The 13,961-nt window shown below is 68.3% G+C and carries 13 protein-coding genes; 10 read left to right on the top strand and 3 right to left on the bottom strand.

Annotated features, from left to right (window positions below):
* The first annotated feature begins 25 nt into the window (after positions 1–25).
* The 3 genes from G554_RS16420 to G554_RS0113255 are packed head-to-tail and all read left to right on the top strand — an operon-like array spanning position 26 to position 2,428.
* The gene (locus tag G554_RS16420; RefSeq protein WP_051233135.1) at positions 26–772 is read left to right on the top strand and encodes an ABC transporter ATP-binding protein; all 747 of its coding nucleotides are present in this window, start codon (positions 26–28) and stop codon (positions 770–772) included.
* 1 nt (position 773) lies between these two features.
* Positions 774–1,535, top strand: coding sequence for an ABC transporter permease (locus G554_RS0113260; protein WP_027588278.1), 762 nt, complete (start codon positions 774–776; stop codon positions 1,533–1,535).
* Complete coding sequence (locus tag G554_RS0113255; RefSeq protein ID WP_036925788.1) at positions 1,523–2,428, top strand: COX15/CtaA family protein; 906 nt, start codon at positions 1,523–1,525, stop codon at positions 2,426–2,428. Before G554_RS0113260 ends, G554_RS0113255 begins: the two co-directional genes overlap by 13 nt.
* Before the next feature lie 118 nt (positions 2,429–2,546).
* On the opposite strand, the gene G554_RS0113250 is transcribed toward G554_RS0113255, so the two are convergent.
* Both G554_RS0113250 and G554_RS0113245 read right to left on the bottom strand, forming a co-directional pair.
* Entirely contained in the window at positions 2,547–3,176 is a 630-nt protein-coding gene (locus tag G554_RS0113250) for a hypothetical protein (RefSeq protein WP_027588276.1), read from the bottom strand.
* A 75-nt stretch (positions 3,177–3,251) separates the two neighbouring features.
* On the bottom strand, positions 3,252–4,283 hold the full coding sequence (locus G554_RS0113245; RefSeq protein WP_027588275.1) for a heme o synthase: 1,032 nt from the start codon (positions 4,281–4,283) through the stop codon (positions 3,252–3,254).
* Between the two features lie 207 nt (positions 4,284–4,490).
* Between G554_RS0113245 and zwf the strand changes: the two genes are divergently transcribed.
* From zwf to valS, 6 genes are all read left to right on the top strand, one after another.
* Positions 4,491–6,041 carry a glucose-6-phosphate dehydrogenase gene (gene zwf, locus G554_RS0113240; protein ID WP_084648569.1) on the top strand — a complete coding sequence of 517 codons (1,551 nt, stop codon included), beginning with the start codon at positions 4,491–4,493 and terminating at the stop codon, positions 6,039–6,041.
* Positions 6,042–6,064: 23 nt separating this feature from the next.
* Entirely contained in the window at positions 6,065–7,087 is a 1,023-nt protein-coding gene (locus tag G554_RS16415; RefSeq protein WP_084648550.1) for a glucose-6-phosphate dehydrogenase assembly protein OpcA, read from the top strand.
* The gene (pgl, locus tag G554_RS0113230) at positions 7,084–7,818 is read left to right on the top strand and encodes a 6-phosphogluconolactonase (RefSeq protein WP_027588273.1); all 735 of its coding nucleotides are present in this window, start codon (positions 7,084–7,086) and stop codon (positions 7,816–7,818) included. Before G554_RS16415 ends, pgl begins: the two co-directional genes overlap by 4 nt.
* Before the next feature lie 119 nt (positions 7,819–7,937).
* On the top strand, positions 7,938–8,750 hold the full coding sequence (locus tag G554_RS0113225) for a DsbA family protein (protein ID WP_027588272.1): 813 nt from the start codon (positions 7,938–7,940) through the stop codon (positions 8,748–8,750).
* Between the two features lie 108 nt (positions 8,751–8,858).
* The gene (locus tag G554_RS0113220; RefSeq protein WP_027588271.1) at positions 8,859–9,692 is read left to right on the top strand and encodes a DsbA family protein; all 834 of its coding nucleotides are present in this window, start codon (positions 8,859–8,861) and stop codon (positions 9,690–9,692) included.
* Between the two features lie 149 nt (positions 9,693–9,841).
* Positions 9,842–12,460 (top strand): valine--tRNA ligase, encoded by a 2,619-nt coding sequence (valS, locus tag G554_RS0113215; RefSeq protein ID WP_027588270.1) that lies wholly within the window; start codon positions 9,842–9,844, stop codon positions 12,458–12,460.
* A gap of 29 nt (positions 12,461–12,489) precedes the next feature.
* Here valS and G554_RS0113210 read toward each other — a convergent pair whose 3' ends face one another.
* Entirely contained in the window at positions 12,490–13,065 is a 576-nt protein-coding gene (locus G554_RS0113210) for a P-loop NTPase family protein (RefSeq protein ID WP_051233131.1), read from the bottom strand.
* Between the two features lie 32 nt (positions 13,066–13,097).
* On the opposite strand from G554_RS0113210, the gene G554_RS0113205 reads away from it, so the two are divergent.
* Complete coding sequence (locus G554_RS0113205; RefSeq protein ID WP_027588268.1) at positions 13,098–13,958, top strand: class I SAM-dependent methyltransferase; 861 nt, start codon at positions 13,098–13,100, stop codon at positions 13,956–13,958.
* The last annotated feature ends 3 nt before the right edge of the window (positions 13,959–13,961 follow it).

The following is a 13,961-nucleotide window of genomic DNA, read 5'->3' as shown; positions in this document are numbered from 1 at the left end:
GGCGGCAGGCCGTACACTGTCGCTCGTGCCGGAACCCGAACCGCTCGTCATCGACGACCTCCATGTCACCTTCGGCCATGTCATCGCCCTCGACGGGCTGAGCCTGGTGGCCCGACAGGGCCAGATCACAGCAATCCTGGGGCCCAACGGTGCCGGCAAGACCACCATGATGCGCTGCTGCACCTCCCTGGTCTGCCCCGACTCCGGGACGGTGTCCGTGCTGGGTCATCCAGCGGGCTCACCGCAGGCCGCCGAGGCCACTGGACTGATGCCGCAGAGCGCCGGCGCCTGGGTCAACATCAGGGCCGGGGAGCTGCTGCACTACATGGCGGGGATGTACGCCGACCCGATCGCCCCGGAGCTGCTCATCGATGTGCTGGGGATCCGGCCCTTCGCCCGGACCACCTACCGGCGGCTGTCCGGTGGTCAGCAGCAGAGCGTCAACCTGGCCGCGGCGATCATCGGGCGGCCTCGGCTGGTCTTCCTCGACGAGCCCACCGCCGGGATGGACCCGCACGCCCGCCACCACACCTGGGACATCATCGAGCAGCTGCGCGCCGACGGCGTCTCGGTGGTGCTCACCAGCCATGCGATGGACGAGGCGGCCCGGCTGGCCGATCACATCTGGATCGTCGACCAGGGAAGGGTCGCGATCGATGGCAGCGTTGCCGAGCTCACCGCCGAGGCCAGCCTGGAGGACGTCTTCCTGGCCCACACCAGCGATCGGGCGGACTCCTGGGACACACCGTCCAGCCCCTCGGGGAGGCATTGAGATGACGACACTGGACCTTCACCCGGCTCCGCGGGCCGCCTCGCCGGCAGCCCGGATCCGTAACCACGGACTCACCGAGGCGAAGCTGGTGATGCGCAACGGCGAGCAGCTGGTGCTCTCCCTGGTGGTGCCGATCGCCATCCTGCTGGGCGGGAGGTTCGTGGGCGATCGGGTCGGACTGCCGTTGTCGATGTTGGCGCCCTCGGTACTGGCACTGGCGATCTGGTCGACCTGCTTCACCTCCCAGGCGATCCAGACCGGATTCGAGAGGCGCTACGGCGTCCTGGAGAGACTGGCCGCCACTCCGCTGGGCAGAAGCGGCCTGCTGGCCGGCAAGGCGATGGCCTACTCCCTCATCTCCACCCTCCAGGTGGTGATCCTGGTGGTGGTCTCGCTGATCCTCGGGTGGCGCCCCGCCGGCTCGGTGATCGCCTGGCTGCCGATGCTGGTCTCCGTGATCCTGGGGATGTCGGCCTTCTCACTGTTCGCCCTGGCACTGTCGGGGTCATTGAAGGCCGAGGCCACCCTGGCGCTGGCCAATGTGATCTATCTCGCGGGCCTGGCGCTCGGTGTGATGTGGCCGCTGAAGGACTACCCGGGCGGACTGCAGGCGGTGGTCGCGGTACTTCCCACCACCGCTCTCGGCGAGTCACTGCGGGCCTGGGGCGCCGGTGTCACCCTGTGGTGGCCGGTGCTCAGCCTGGCACTGTGGACCGTCGTGCTGGCTCTGATCTCTCGCAAGGTGTTCCGATGGGTGTCCTGAATCGCCTCACCGCCACCCGTGAGGCGCTGCACGGTTGGGTGCTGGCCACCTTGGCCGCCAATATGCTGTTGATCGTCTCCGGGGCCGTGGTGCGCCTGACCGGATCGGGACTGGGCTGTCCCACCTGGCCACACTGCGCGGCGGGGTCCTTCGTGCCGCACGAGTCGATGGGCATCCACGGCGCCATTGAGTTCGGCAACAGGTTGCTCACCTTCGTGCTGCTGCTCACCTCGGCGATGGCCGTGGTGGCGGCCACTCGCACCCGGGCTGCCGGCAATGTGCGCACGCTGGCCTGGGTCGCGTTGGTCGCGATCCCGGTACAAGCGGTGATCGGAGGCCTCAGCGTGCTAGCCGGGCTCAATCCCTTCATCGTGGCCCTGCACCTGCTGTTGTCGGTGGCGATCATCCTGGTCGCGGTGAAGCTGGTCTGGGTGGTCGGACGCCATGAGACCGCCGAGGTGGATGGTTTGGCGATGGGGCTGGTGCGCGCGGTGGTGGCCGCCACCCTGGTGGTGATGTGGCTGGGCACCATCGTCACCGGCTCGGGCCCCAATGCCGGTGACGCCGGTGCCCGCCGGACAGGCTTCCATCTGGAGACGGTGACCCGGCTGCACAGCATCTCGGTGTGGATCCTGGTGATCCTCACGGTGGCCGCCCTGCTGGTGGCCACGGGGCGCAGGATCGCCCCGATGAGGCGTTGGGCGCTGATCCTGCTGGGGGTGGAGATCTTCCAGGCAGTGATCGGCTACGCCCAGTACTTCGCCCACCTCAACCCCTGGCTGGTGATCTGGCACATGGTGGGAGTCTCGCTGTGCGCCGCGGCGACGGGTGCACTGTGGGCCGGCATCAGGCCCTTCCAGGCTCCGGATCTGGCACCACCACGGCAGAGCTGAGGCCGGGGCGACCCTCAGGCGCGTGCTGGGGATGAGGCCACACCGATGGCCGGTGCCTGGTGGCGATACCGGGTCGGGGCCGGGCCGTAACGGGTCAGACCGGTGACGAGGCCGGTGTTCAGGTGATGAGGCCGTCGGGAATGGCCCGGCAGGCAGCACCCACCGCTCCGAATCGGATGCTGCCTCCTCCCACCGGCTGGCCAGCCGAGGGCCCGTCGGTGGCACCTGACGACCCGCCCATCACTGTCGGCTCCGCCACCGTTGCCGATCCAGGCCTGGTACATCCTCCCCACAGGTGCATCGCCGACGGTGCGTCATCCACCAGCCGGTAGACCAGAGCTGCCACCTCCGGGGTGGCGAGGGCACGAACATCCTCCCGACTCACCACCACCGGCGAACCGTCCCATGCCGTCGAGAAGGACACGGGTTCGGCCTCCATCCTCTGATATGCCGGGACGTAGCCGGAGCCGAAGGGGGCGATACGCCCGACCGAGATCCAGCAATGACCACGGCCGACGACACCACCCATCTCGGCGCACACCTTGGTCGACTCCGGGTACCCGAGGATCACCTCGAAAGATGTGGCACCCCACGCCGACTCCGGACCCCGGGCAGTCTGCGACATCGTCAGAGTGTGTCCGAAGGACGGGGTGCCCGAGCGCCAGGACATCTCCACACGGTCCTCGACCCGCGTCACCTGCCCGGACCCCAACCGCATGGTGCCCGAGATCGAGAAACTCCGCGACACCAGACCCTCATCACCCGACTGCCCGGGGGTGGCCACCAATCGCAGCCACTGGGAGTCAGCGCGTTCTGAGACCCCTCAGGGCAGCAGCGGATCGATCGCCACGGCCAGGAAGACCAGCGACAGGTAGGTGTTGGACCAGTGGAACAGCCTCATCGGCTTGAGCTGGGCATCGCGCAGGCCGGCCCTGGCACGGCGCAGCAACTGCACCGCCTCCGAGATGAACACCGCCCCCGCCACGATGCACACCGCCGGGTAGAGCCAGTTCATCGAGGCCACCGGCCACAGCACCAGAGAGGTCGCCACCGTGATCACCGTGTAGACGAGGATCTGGACGCAGACCGGAACGGCGTCACGGACCACCGGGAGCATCGGAACGCCGCCGGCCGCGTAGTCCTCCCGGTACCGCAGCCCCAGCGCCCAGGTGTGCGGCGGGGTCCAGAAGAACACCAGCCCGAACAGCACCAGCGGCTCCCAGCCCACCCGTCCGGTCACTGCCGTCCAGCCGATCAGTGGCGGGAAACAGCCTGCGATGCCGCCCCAGATGGTGTTCTGCCAGGTGCGCCGCTTGAGCACCAGGGAGTAGATGAGCACGTAGAACAGGTTGGCCGCCACCGCCAGCCCGGCCGACAGCCAGTTGGCGCCCAGGCCGAGCAGCAGAGTGCCGGCGAGGCCCAGCAGCACTGCGAAGATGATCGCGTTGCGGGTGGCGACGATGTGGCGGGGCATCGGGCGGCGTCTGGTCCGGCGCATCCGCTCGTCGATGTCGGCGTCGATGACGCAGTTGAAGGCATTGGCGCTGCCGGCCTCCAGGAAGCCGCCCACCAAGGTGACCAGGGCCAGTCGCCAGTCCGGCAGCCCCCTCGAGGCCAGGAACATCACCGGCAGGGTGGCCACCAGAAGCAGCTCGATGACCCGGGGCTTGGTCAACGCAAGATAGGCGTCGAACCGGGCCCGGGCGGCACTCCTGCCGCTCCGGCGCCGGCCGTCGCCCGATCCGCGGGGTGACGGGGTGGCCCCTGTCGACCTGGCATCGGGCGACTGGAGGTCAGTCGATTCGGCATCGAGGGCCGCAGCGGCTCTCAGCGTTCTCGACATGTGATGGGTCACAGTTTCCTTCGGTGGTCCTGGGTCCTTGGGCGCTGAGGCCGAGTGTAGGCACCCACCGCACCCGCGGCGAACCGGCGGGAGCAGCTATCGCGGACGGCGAAGCAGTGACCGCTGGGCTACTACTAGCCTATTGGCAGTGACCGTTGCCGTCCGGCAGGGCTGAACGCCGACGGTCATCACATCTGACCGGAAGGACGACGCGTGAGCATTCTCGATACAGCCAGTGGTGGCCTGCGGCAGCGCGCCCGCAATCCGCTGAGAGACCATCGAGATCGGCGTCTTCCCAGAATCGCCGGGCCGTGCGTCCTGGTGCTGTTCGGGGTGACCGGTGACCTGTCTCGCAAGAAGCTGATGCCGGCCGTCTACGACCTGGCCAATCGCGGCCTGCTGCCGCCGGGCTTCGGGCTGGTCGGTTTCGCCCGGCGCGACTGGGAGGATGAGGACTTCGCCAAGGTCGTCCATGACGCCGTCGCCGAGCACTCCCGCACCCCCTTCCGTGAGGAGGTCTGGCAGCAGCTGCTGGAGGGCATCCGATTCGTCCGCGGCGAGTTCGACGACGACGAGGCCTTCGCCCGGCTGGCCGACACGATCCGCGACCTGGACCAGGAACGGGGCACCGGCGGCAATCACGCGTTCTACCTGTCCATCCCGCCGAAGTCCTTCGAGAAGGTCATCGGCCAGCTCAAGAACCATGGGATGGCCGTCCAGGGCGAGGACCACTGGAACCGGGTGGTCATCGAGAAGCCCTTCGGTCACGACCTGGCCAGCGCCCGTGAGCTGGACGCCCTGCTGTCGGGCACCTTCTCCGCCGACGCGGTCTTCCGGATCGACCACTACCTGGGCAAGGAGACCGTCCAGAACGTCATGGCGCTGCGGTTCGCAAACCAGATCTACGAGCCGATCTGGAATCGCAACTACGTCTCCCATGTCCAGATCACGATGGCCGAGGACATCGGCATCGCCGGCAGGGCCGGCTACTACGACGGCATCGGGGCGGCCCGCGACGTCATTCAGAACCACCTTCTCCAGCTGCTGGCGCTGACCGCGATGGAGGAGCCCACCAATTTCGAGGCAGAGCAGCTGCGCACCGAGAAGAAGAAGGTGCTCGCCGCAGTCACCCTGCCCGATGACCTGGACGCCCACACGGTCCGCGGCCAATACCTCGCCGGCTGGCAGGGCGGGCAGTGGGTGCCCGGATACCTGGAGGAGGAGGGGGTCGACCCGCACTCCACCACCGAGACCTACGCTGCCATCCGGCTGGGCGTCGACAACCGCCGGTGGGCCGGCGTCCCCTTCTACCTGCGCACCGCCAAGCGGATGCCCCGCCGGGTCACCGAGGTGGCGCTGAACTTCCGGCGGGCACCCCACCTGCCCTTCCACGACACCCAGTCCCTGGGATCCAACGCCCTGGTGCTGAGGATCCAGCCCAACGAGGGGGTCACCCTGCGGTTCGGCGCGAAGGTGCCCGGCACCCAGAACTCGGTGCGTGACGTCACGATGGACTTCGGCTACGGCTCCTCCTTCACCGAGTCCAGCCCGGAGGCCTACGAGCGGCTGATCCTCGACGTGCTGCTGGGTGATCCCCCGCTGTTCCCCCAGCACGAGGAGGTCGAGCTGGCCTGGAAGATCCTCGACCCGATCCTGGACCACTGGGCCGACTCCCCCACCCCGCCGTGCGGCTACGCCTCTGGGACCTGGGGGCCGCTCGCCGGCAAGGAGATGCTGGCCCGTGACGGATTCGAGTGGCGCCGGCCCTGAGCCCGCCAGACAGGACTTCTGACATGATCGTCACTCTCAAGGACACCACCGCGGCCGAGATCAACGCCGCGCTCATCGAGAATCATCGCGAGACCGGCGGCACCGCCCTGGTGCACACCCTCATCACGATCTGCGACTCCGCCCACTACGACTCGGTTCTCGACGAGGCCATCGACGCCGCCCGCGAGCACCCGGCCCGGGTGCTGATGGTGGTCCACACCGGAGGCAGGAGCAACACCCTGGACGCCGAGATCCAGACCTCCGAGACGACCCCCGGCGATGTCATCGTGCTGCGGCTGTCCGGCGAGATCGCCGAACACGCCGACTCGGTCGTGCTGCCGCTGCTGCTGCCCGACTCCCCGGTGATCGCCTGGTGGCCCTACGACGCCCCCAAGGATCTGGCTTCCGACACCATCGGCCAGCTGGCCACCCGGCGGATCTCCGACTGCGGCACCGCCAAGGACTCCCGCAAGGCTCTGGAGGTCCGCTCCAGGCACCTGTCACCGGGTGACTCCGACCTGTGCTGGGCCCGCATCACCTCCTGGCGCGCGCTGGCCGCTGCCGCCCTGGACCAGCGCCCCAGCCAGGTTCGCGCGATCCGGGTGGAGGCCGACCCGACCAATGGCCCGACCTCCCTGCTCACCGCCTGGCTGGCCCTCAAGCTGGACCTCCCGGTGGAGCGCGTCGACGTCAAGGGTCCCGGCGGGATCATCTCGCTGGCCCTCACCACCGCCGCCGGCGACATCGAGATCCGCCGGACCAATGGCCGCTCGGCGGTCTACCGGATTCCCGGCGAGCCGGCCCGCGGTGTCGCCCTGGACCGGCGCAGCATCGGTGAGGTGATGGCCGAGGAGCTGCGACGACTGGACCCCGATCCGGTCCAGGCCGAGGTGATGGAGGCCCTGCACAAGAAGATCGGCCAGTCGGAGGCCGGCCAGCCCGCCTCGGGCAGGAGCAGTGCCCGCTCCGGGAAGCCCTCCCCGACGTCCAGGAAGCCCGTCAGCAGTGCCGGATCCGCAGCCAAGAACCAGGAGTCGACCAAGTGAACGCCCCCCGTGTGATGCGCTACCAGTCCGCCGATGAGCTGTCGGAGGGGGTGGCACATCGACTGGCTCACAACATCGTGATGATGCAGCAGAACCAGCCCAGGGTGGATCTGTGCCTGACCGGCGGCCGGATCGCCAATCAGATCTACGGCAGGCTGGGCAATGCCTCCGAGTGCGGGCAGGTGGATCCGGAGAAGCTTCACGTCTGGTGGGGGGACGACCGTTTCGTGCCGGCCGGCGACCCGGACCGCAACTCCCTGCAGAGCCTCCTGCAGTTGTCGAAGGCCTTCCACCTGGATCCGGCCAACACCCATGTGATGCCGGCTGCCGACGGCCGGGCCGACCCCGATGAGGCCGCCTACTCCTATGCCGAGGAGGTCGGCGACACGATCTTCGACATCTGTCTGCTGGGAATGGGCCCGGACGGTCATGTCGCCTCGCTGTTCCCCGGCCATCCGGCCTTCGTGCCCGAGACCAGCCAGATCGCGGTCGGTGTCGATGACGCACCGAAGCCGCCGCCGCAGCGGATCTCGCTGACTCTTCCGGTCATCAACCGATCCCGCCGGATCTGGTTCCTGGTCAGTGGTGGGGAGAAGGCTGAGGCGGTGTCCCGGGTCTTCGCCGGCGACCAGTCCCTGCCGGCCACCCTGGTGCACGGCACGGAGGAGACCTGCTGGATGACGGATCCGGATGCCGCCGGAGGACTGCCCCGGTACAACTGCTCGCTGTGACAGCGCGACTGTGTCAGCGCGCGGTCGCCATGTCGACGATGCCTCGTTGAGGGCCCGGGCTCGGCCGCTGGGTAACATGGCTGCGCGGCGCGTCCCCGATCCTGCCCGCCGTACCGAACTTGAGGGAGACCATGAGTCAGTCGAAGTCATCACGTCGTGAGGCGTTGCGCGCCCAGCAGGAGGCCGAGGCCCGGGCAGCCAAGCGCAAGAAGCTGCTCGGCGTGATCGCCGGCCTGGTCGTCATCGCCGTCGCCGTCGTCGCGGTCGTGGTCGGCATCGACCGGCACCGCAGCTCCCAGCAGGCCCAGCAGGCCACTGGCGCCCAGGTGACTCCTCCCAATGCTGATCCGAAGACCGGCATCATCACGGTCAATGCCGACACCGCCAAGAGCGGCGTCCCGACCCTGACGATCTATCAGGACTACCAGTGCCCCAACTGCAAGAACGCCGAGGACACCTACGGCCCCTCGATCAAGGCGCTGGCCGCCTCCGGTGACATCAAGCTGCAGTACTGGACGCTGACCTTCCTGGACACCAACTTCAGGAACGACGCCTCGTACCGGGCCTCGATGGCCGCAGCGGCGGCCGCGATGGTGGGCAAGTACTCCGACTACCACGACACCATCTACAAGAATCAGCCCGCCGAGGAGGGTGACGGCTACACCGACGAGCAGCTGCGCAACACCTTCGCCGCCGACGCCGGGATCACCGGTGAGAACCTCACCAAGTTCCAGAAGTACTACGACACCAAGGCGACCTCCGCCTTCGCGAAGAACTCTGCCGCCAAGGGTCTGGCCGAGGGATCGAAGCTGGAGGACCAGTTCGGCACGCCGTTCTTCACCGTCAACGGCAAGCCGTACACCGGCTGGCAGTCCATCACCAACCCGACTGCTGCAAGTCTGCTGGCCTCCATCAAGTCCGCCGCCGGCTGAGCGCCTCCGGCCCCCAGATCCACTGCCGGGGCCGGGATCGGGCCGCCGCACGGCCACCGATAGGCTCGGGGGACCAGGAACGGCGCTGAGGAGACCGGGGAGATCGTGATGTCGACCAAGCAGTCGCGCCGGGCTGCGTTGCGAGCCCGGCAGCAGGCCGAGGCCCGGGCCGCCAGGAGCAGGAAGCAGTTGCTGCTGATGTGCGGGGCGGTGGTCCTGGTGGTGGCCATCGCCTTCGTCGTCGGAATGGTCACCAGCCGCGACACACCGCAGGGCGGCAACCCCTACGCCAAGGTGGGCGCCCAGATCACCGCCCCGAACGCCGATCCGAGCACCGGCGTCTACACGGTCAGTGCCGGCGTGGCCCAGCACGGCGCCCCGACCCTCACCTTGTACGAGGACTACCAGTGCCCGGCCTGCAAGGCCTCCGAGGACAGCTTCGGCCCGGCACTGCGACAGCTCGCCGCCTCTGGTGAGATCACGCTGCAGTTCAGGACGCTGACCTTCCTGGACAACAACTACAAGGGCCAGTCCTCCTACCGTGCGGCGATGGCGGCCGCAGCGGCCGACGCCGTCGGGGCGCTCGAGACCTATCACGACGTCATCTACCGCAACCAGCCCGCCAAGGAGGGCACCGGCTCCACCGACGACCAGCTGCGCACCACTTTCGCCGCGCAGGCCGGGATCACCGGCCAGAAGCTGACGGAGTTCCAGAAGTACTACGACACCAGGGCCACCTCGGATTTCGTGAGGAAGGCCGCCGACCAGGGTCTGGAGAGCGGGAAGAAACTGGCCGAGGCCGACCCCTCGGCCTTCCCACCGGACGGACATTTCGGCACTCCGACCTGGACTGTCAACGGCAAGCCGTACACCGGCTGGCGGTCCATCCAGAACCCGACCGCCGCCAGCCTGCTGGCCTCCATCAAGTCCGCAGCCGGCTGACCCGGCTCATCGGGCCCGGCCGCCGGCTGGGGCCACCGCTGCCGCCAAACACCGGCAGATGGTGGCACGGCGACCCTCTGCTGTGTGCCCGTCACGGCCCCTGGAGGCCGTTTCGCGCGAAAACTCGCCCGCTCCTAGAATGGTGAGTCATGACGTCTGAATCCCAGCAACCCAGCCCCGACGAGTCGACCGTGACTCGCGGCGTTGTCCCCGACAAGCCGGCTCTGGAGGGTCTGGAGGCCAAATGGGGCAAGGTCTGGGAGGACGAGCAGCTGTACGCCTTCAGCGCCTCGCAGGTGGACTCCCGGGAGGCCGTGTTCTCCATCGACACCCCTCCCCCGACGGTCTCGGGGCACCTGCACCCGGGGCATGTGTTCTCCTACACCCACACCGATCTGGTGGCCCGCTACCAGCGGATGCGCGGCAAGAAGGTCTTCTACCCGATGGGTTGGGATGACAACGGCCTGCCCACCGAACGGCGGGTGCAGAACTTCTACGGGGTGCGCTGCGACCCGACGCTGCCCTACGACCCGGACTTCGAGCCCCCGGCCAAGCCGGACCCCAAGCATCAGATCTCGATCAGCCGACGCAACTTCGTGGAGCTGTGCGTCAAGCTCACCCGGGTCGACGAGAAGACCTTCCAGGACCTGTGGCGTTCAGTGGGCCTGTCGGTGGACTGGAACCAGCTCTACTCGACGATCTCCCCGGAGTCCCAGCGGATCGCCCAGCTGGCCTTCCTGCGTAACCTGGCCCGCGGCGAGGCCTACCTGCAGGACGCCCCCACGCTGTGGGATGTCACCTTCCAGACCGCGGTCGCCCAGGCCGAGCTGGAAGCTCGCGACTACCCCGGCTCCTACCACCGGCTGGACTTCCACCGCGCCGACGGCTCGGGCGACGTCGCCATCGAGACCACCCGTCCTGAGCTGCTGGCCGCCTGCTGCGCGCTGATCGCCCACCCCGATGACGAGCGCTACCAGCACCTCTTCGGCACCACCGTGACCACCCCGCTGTACGGGGTGGAGATCCCGGTGCTGGCCCACCCGGCCGCCGAGATGGACAAGGGCGCCGGTATCGCGATGTGCTGTACCTTCGGCGATCTCACCGACGTCACCTGGTGGCGTGAGCTGCAGCTGCCGACCCGCACCATCATCGGGCGGGACGGCCGACTGCTGGCCGAGACCCCCGACTGGGTCGTCAACAAGGAGGCCTACGCCGCGATCGCCGGCAAGACGGTGTTCACCGCCCGCAAGCTGGTGGTCGAGGCCCTGCAGGCCTCCGGTGAGATGGAGGGGGACCCGCAGCCCACCCAGCGCAAGGCGAACTTCTACGAGAAGGGCGACAAGCCGCTGGAGATCATCGGCACCCGCCAGTGGTACATCACCAACGGCGGGCGCGACCAGGATCTGCGAAAGGCCCTGCTGGAGCGCGGAAACGAGCTCGCCTGGGTACCCGAGCACATGCGATACCGCTACCAGAACTGGGTCGAAGGGCTCAATGGTGACTGGCTGGTCTCCCGGCAGCGGTTCTTCGGCGTCCCCTTCCCGGTCTGGTACCCGCTGGACGCCGAGGGTCAGCCCGACTATGAGCACCCGCTCACCCCGGCGGAGGATCAGCTGCCGGTCGACCCGGCCTCCCAGGCCCCCGAGGGCTACCAGGAGTCCCAGCGCGGGGTGGCCGGCGGGTTCGCCGCCGACCCGGACGTGATGGACACCTGGGCGACCTCCTCGCTGAGCCCCCAGATCGTCACCGGCTGGGAGCGCGATGCCGATTTGTTCGCCAAGACCTTCCCGATGGATTTCGCCCCCGAGGCCCACGACATCATCCGCACCTGGGTGTTCTCCCGGATCGTGCGAGCCCATCTGGAGAACCATGTGCTGCCCTGGAAGAGGGCGGCGATCTCGGGCTTCGTCACCGATCCCGACCGCAAGAAGATGAGCAAGTCCAAGGGCAACACGGTGGTCCCCACCGAGATCATTGACCAGTTCGGCGCCGATGCGGTGCGCTGGCGGGCCGCGATGGCCCGACCCGGGATGGACTCCCCCTTCGACAAGGCGCAGATGAAGGTCGGGCGTCGGCTGGCGATGAAGATCCTCAACGCCTCCAAGTTCGTGCTCGGTTTCGGCGAGGGCGGAGAGCTGACCGATGTGACCGAACCGGTCGATCTGGCGATGCTCTCCCAGCTGCACGAGGTGATCGCCGAGGCCACCGCTGCCTTCGAGGAGTTCAACTACACCGCCGCCCTGGAGGCTGCCGAGCAGTTCTTCTGGACCTTCTGCGACGACTACCTGGAACTGGTCAAGGAGCGTGCCTACGACTCCGAGGGAGATGACGCCGCAGGTGCCACCAGCGCCCGGACGGCGCTGCGGCTGGCCCTGGACGTGATGCTGCGGCTGTTCGCCCCGTTCCTGCCCTTCGTCACCGAGGAGGTGTGGAGCTGGTGGCAGGCCGGGTCGGTGCACACCACCATGTGGCCGCTGCCCGAGGAGCTGCCGTCGGCCGGCGACACCGATCTGATGGTCGATGTCTCAGCGGCGCTGGTGGAACTGCGCGGAGTGAAGTCGACCCACAAGGTGCCGATGCGCACCCCGATCCTGGCAGCCACCATCACCGCGCCTGCCTCGGTGATCAACCACTTGAAGCAGGCCGAGGACGACCTGAGGAATGTCTCCAAGACGACCGGGGAGATGACCTTCGCGGTGGCTGATGGTGATGACGCCGGGTTGAGTGTCGAGGCCACCCTGGGTGAGCCGCCGGCCAGGAAGAAGTGAAGCTCGGGAGCCGTTGGCGGTGACGCCGATCAGGCGCTGACGGCGGCTATCAGCGCATCCAGCTGATCGGGGCTGCTCACCAGGATGGTGGGCGGCCCCGCCGGGTCCTCGGCCCAGGAGCGCATGGTGGCGCGCTTCTTTGCGAAGGTCTGGACATGCCAGGCGATGATGGAGTGCTTGCCGAGGGTCTGCCGGAGGGTCTCCCGGTTCCCGTTGCAGACCGGTGTGCGGTCCCTCAGCCGGGCCGCGGTGCGCCGCAGCAGCCGGCCCAGGGAGAGCCACCGGGGGTAGTCCAGCCCCACCACGACGTCGGCCCGCTCCACGAGCATGTCCCGGAAGCAGCCGTAGGCGGCGTCCAGGACCCACTCGGGCCGTTCGGCGATCTCGGCGGCGATCGTCCTCATGTCGTCGGGCTCACGATTGGTCCAGGTGGCCTCTGAGGCCGGCAGGAATCCGATCTCCTCATCCGCCAGGTGGACCGGAAGGCCCAGCACCCGACCGATCCGGGCTGCGGCAGTGGACTTCCCCGAGCCGGTGACCCCGTGGATGAGGACCCGTCGAGCGGAGCTGAGATCTGCGGCAGTGGCGTGAGACACGCCCGCCATCCTCCCACCCTGCGCCCGCTACATTGCAGATCATGGAGATCAGCACCCTGTTCGACGACAACCGCGCCAACTGGGACGACCGGGCCGCGATCCATGTCGCCTCCGGCTACGGCATCGAGGAGCTGGCGGCTGATCCGGCGGCGCTCAGCGAGGTCATCAGCCTGGACCGGGAGCGGCTCGGCGACCTTCGTGGTGCCGATGTCATCCACCTGCAGTGCCACCTGGGTACCGACACGATCAGCCTGGCCAGGCTGGGTGCCCGCCGGGTGGTCGGAGTGGACTTCTCCGGGGAGTCACTGGTCCAGGCCCGCCGGATCGCAGCCCGCTGCGGCACCGGGAGAGCCGAGATCCACTACGTCCAGGCCAACGTCTACGACTCCCGCGACGCGGTGACCGGCGACTTCGATCTGGTCTACACCGGAATCGGGGCGCTCTGCTGGCTGCCCGAGGTGCGGCCCTGGGCGCGCGTGGTGGCCTCGCTGCTCAGGCCCGGCGGCCGCTTCCTGATCCGCGAGGACCACCCGATACGCGCCACCACCGCAGACGACATCTCGCAGGGGATCCGGATCGAGTACCCGTACTTCGAGAGGCCCGAACCTCAGACCTGGGTCGATGAGCACAGCTACGTCGAGGCCCCGGAGGACGCCCCGGTCATCTCCCACCCCACCAACCACCAGTGGAACCACGGCCTGGGGGAGGTCGTCACAGCCCTCATCGACGCCGGTCTGGTGATCGACTCCCTGGCGGAGTTCGACCACATGCGGTGGAACCCGTGGGGGGCGGCGATGGTCGCCGACGACCAAGGGTTCCGACTGGCCGAGCAGCCTGACCGGATCCCCCTGGAGTATGTCGTGACCGCTCACCGACCTGGCCTGCCGACCGGTCGGCGCTAGCAC

Source organism: Acidipropionibacterium thoenii DSM 20276, assembly GCF_000423445.1.
Taxonomy (GTDB): Bacteria; Actinomycetota; Actinomycetes; order Propionibacteriales; family Propionibacteriaceae; genus Acidipropionibacterium; species Acidipropionibacterium thoenii.
This window is presented reverse-complemented; position numbering and strand designations above follow the sequence as displayed.

What these genes read in the sequence shown, in the direction of transcription:
- valS (WP_027588270.1), top strand. Translation starts at nt 9,842, where the DNA reads ATGACGTCTGAATCCCAGCAACCCAGCCCCGACGAGTCGACCGTGACT.
- G554_RS0113220 (WP_027588271.1), top strand. Translation starts at nt 8,859, where the DNA reads ATGTCGACCAAGCAGTCGCGCCGGGCTGCGTTGCGAGCCCGGCAGCAG.
- G554_RS0113260 (WP_027588278.1), top strand. Translation starts at nt 774, where the DNA reads ATGACGACACTGGACCTTCACCCGGCTCCGCGGGCCGCCTCGCCGGCA.
- G554_RS0113210 (WP_051233131.1), bottom strand. Translation starts at nt 13,065, where the DNA reads ATGGCGGGCGTGTCTCACGCCACTGCCGCAGATCTCAGCTCCGCTCGA.
- G554_RS0113205 (WP_027588268.1), top strand. Translation starts at nt 13,098, where the DNA reads ATGGAGATCAGCACCCTGTTCGACGACAACCGCGCCAACTGGGACGAC.
- G554_RS16415 (WP_084648550.1), top strand. Translation starts at nt 6,065, where the DNA reads ATGATCGTCACTCTCAAGGACACCACCGCGGCCGAGATCAACGCCGCG.
- G554_RS0113255 (WP_036925788.1), top strand. Translation starts at nt 1,523, where the DNA reads ATGGGTGTCCTGAATCGCCTCACCGCCACCCGTGAGGCGCTGCACGGT.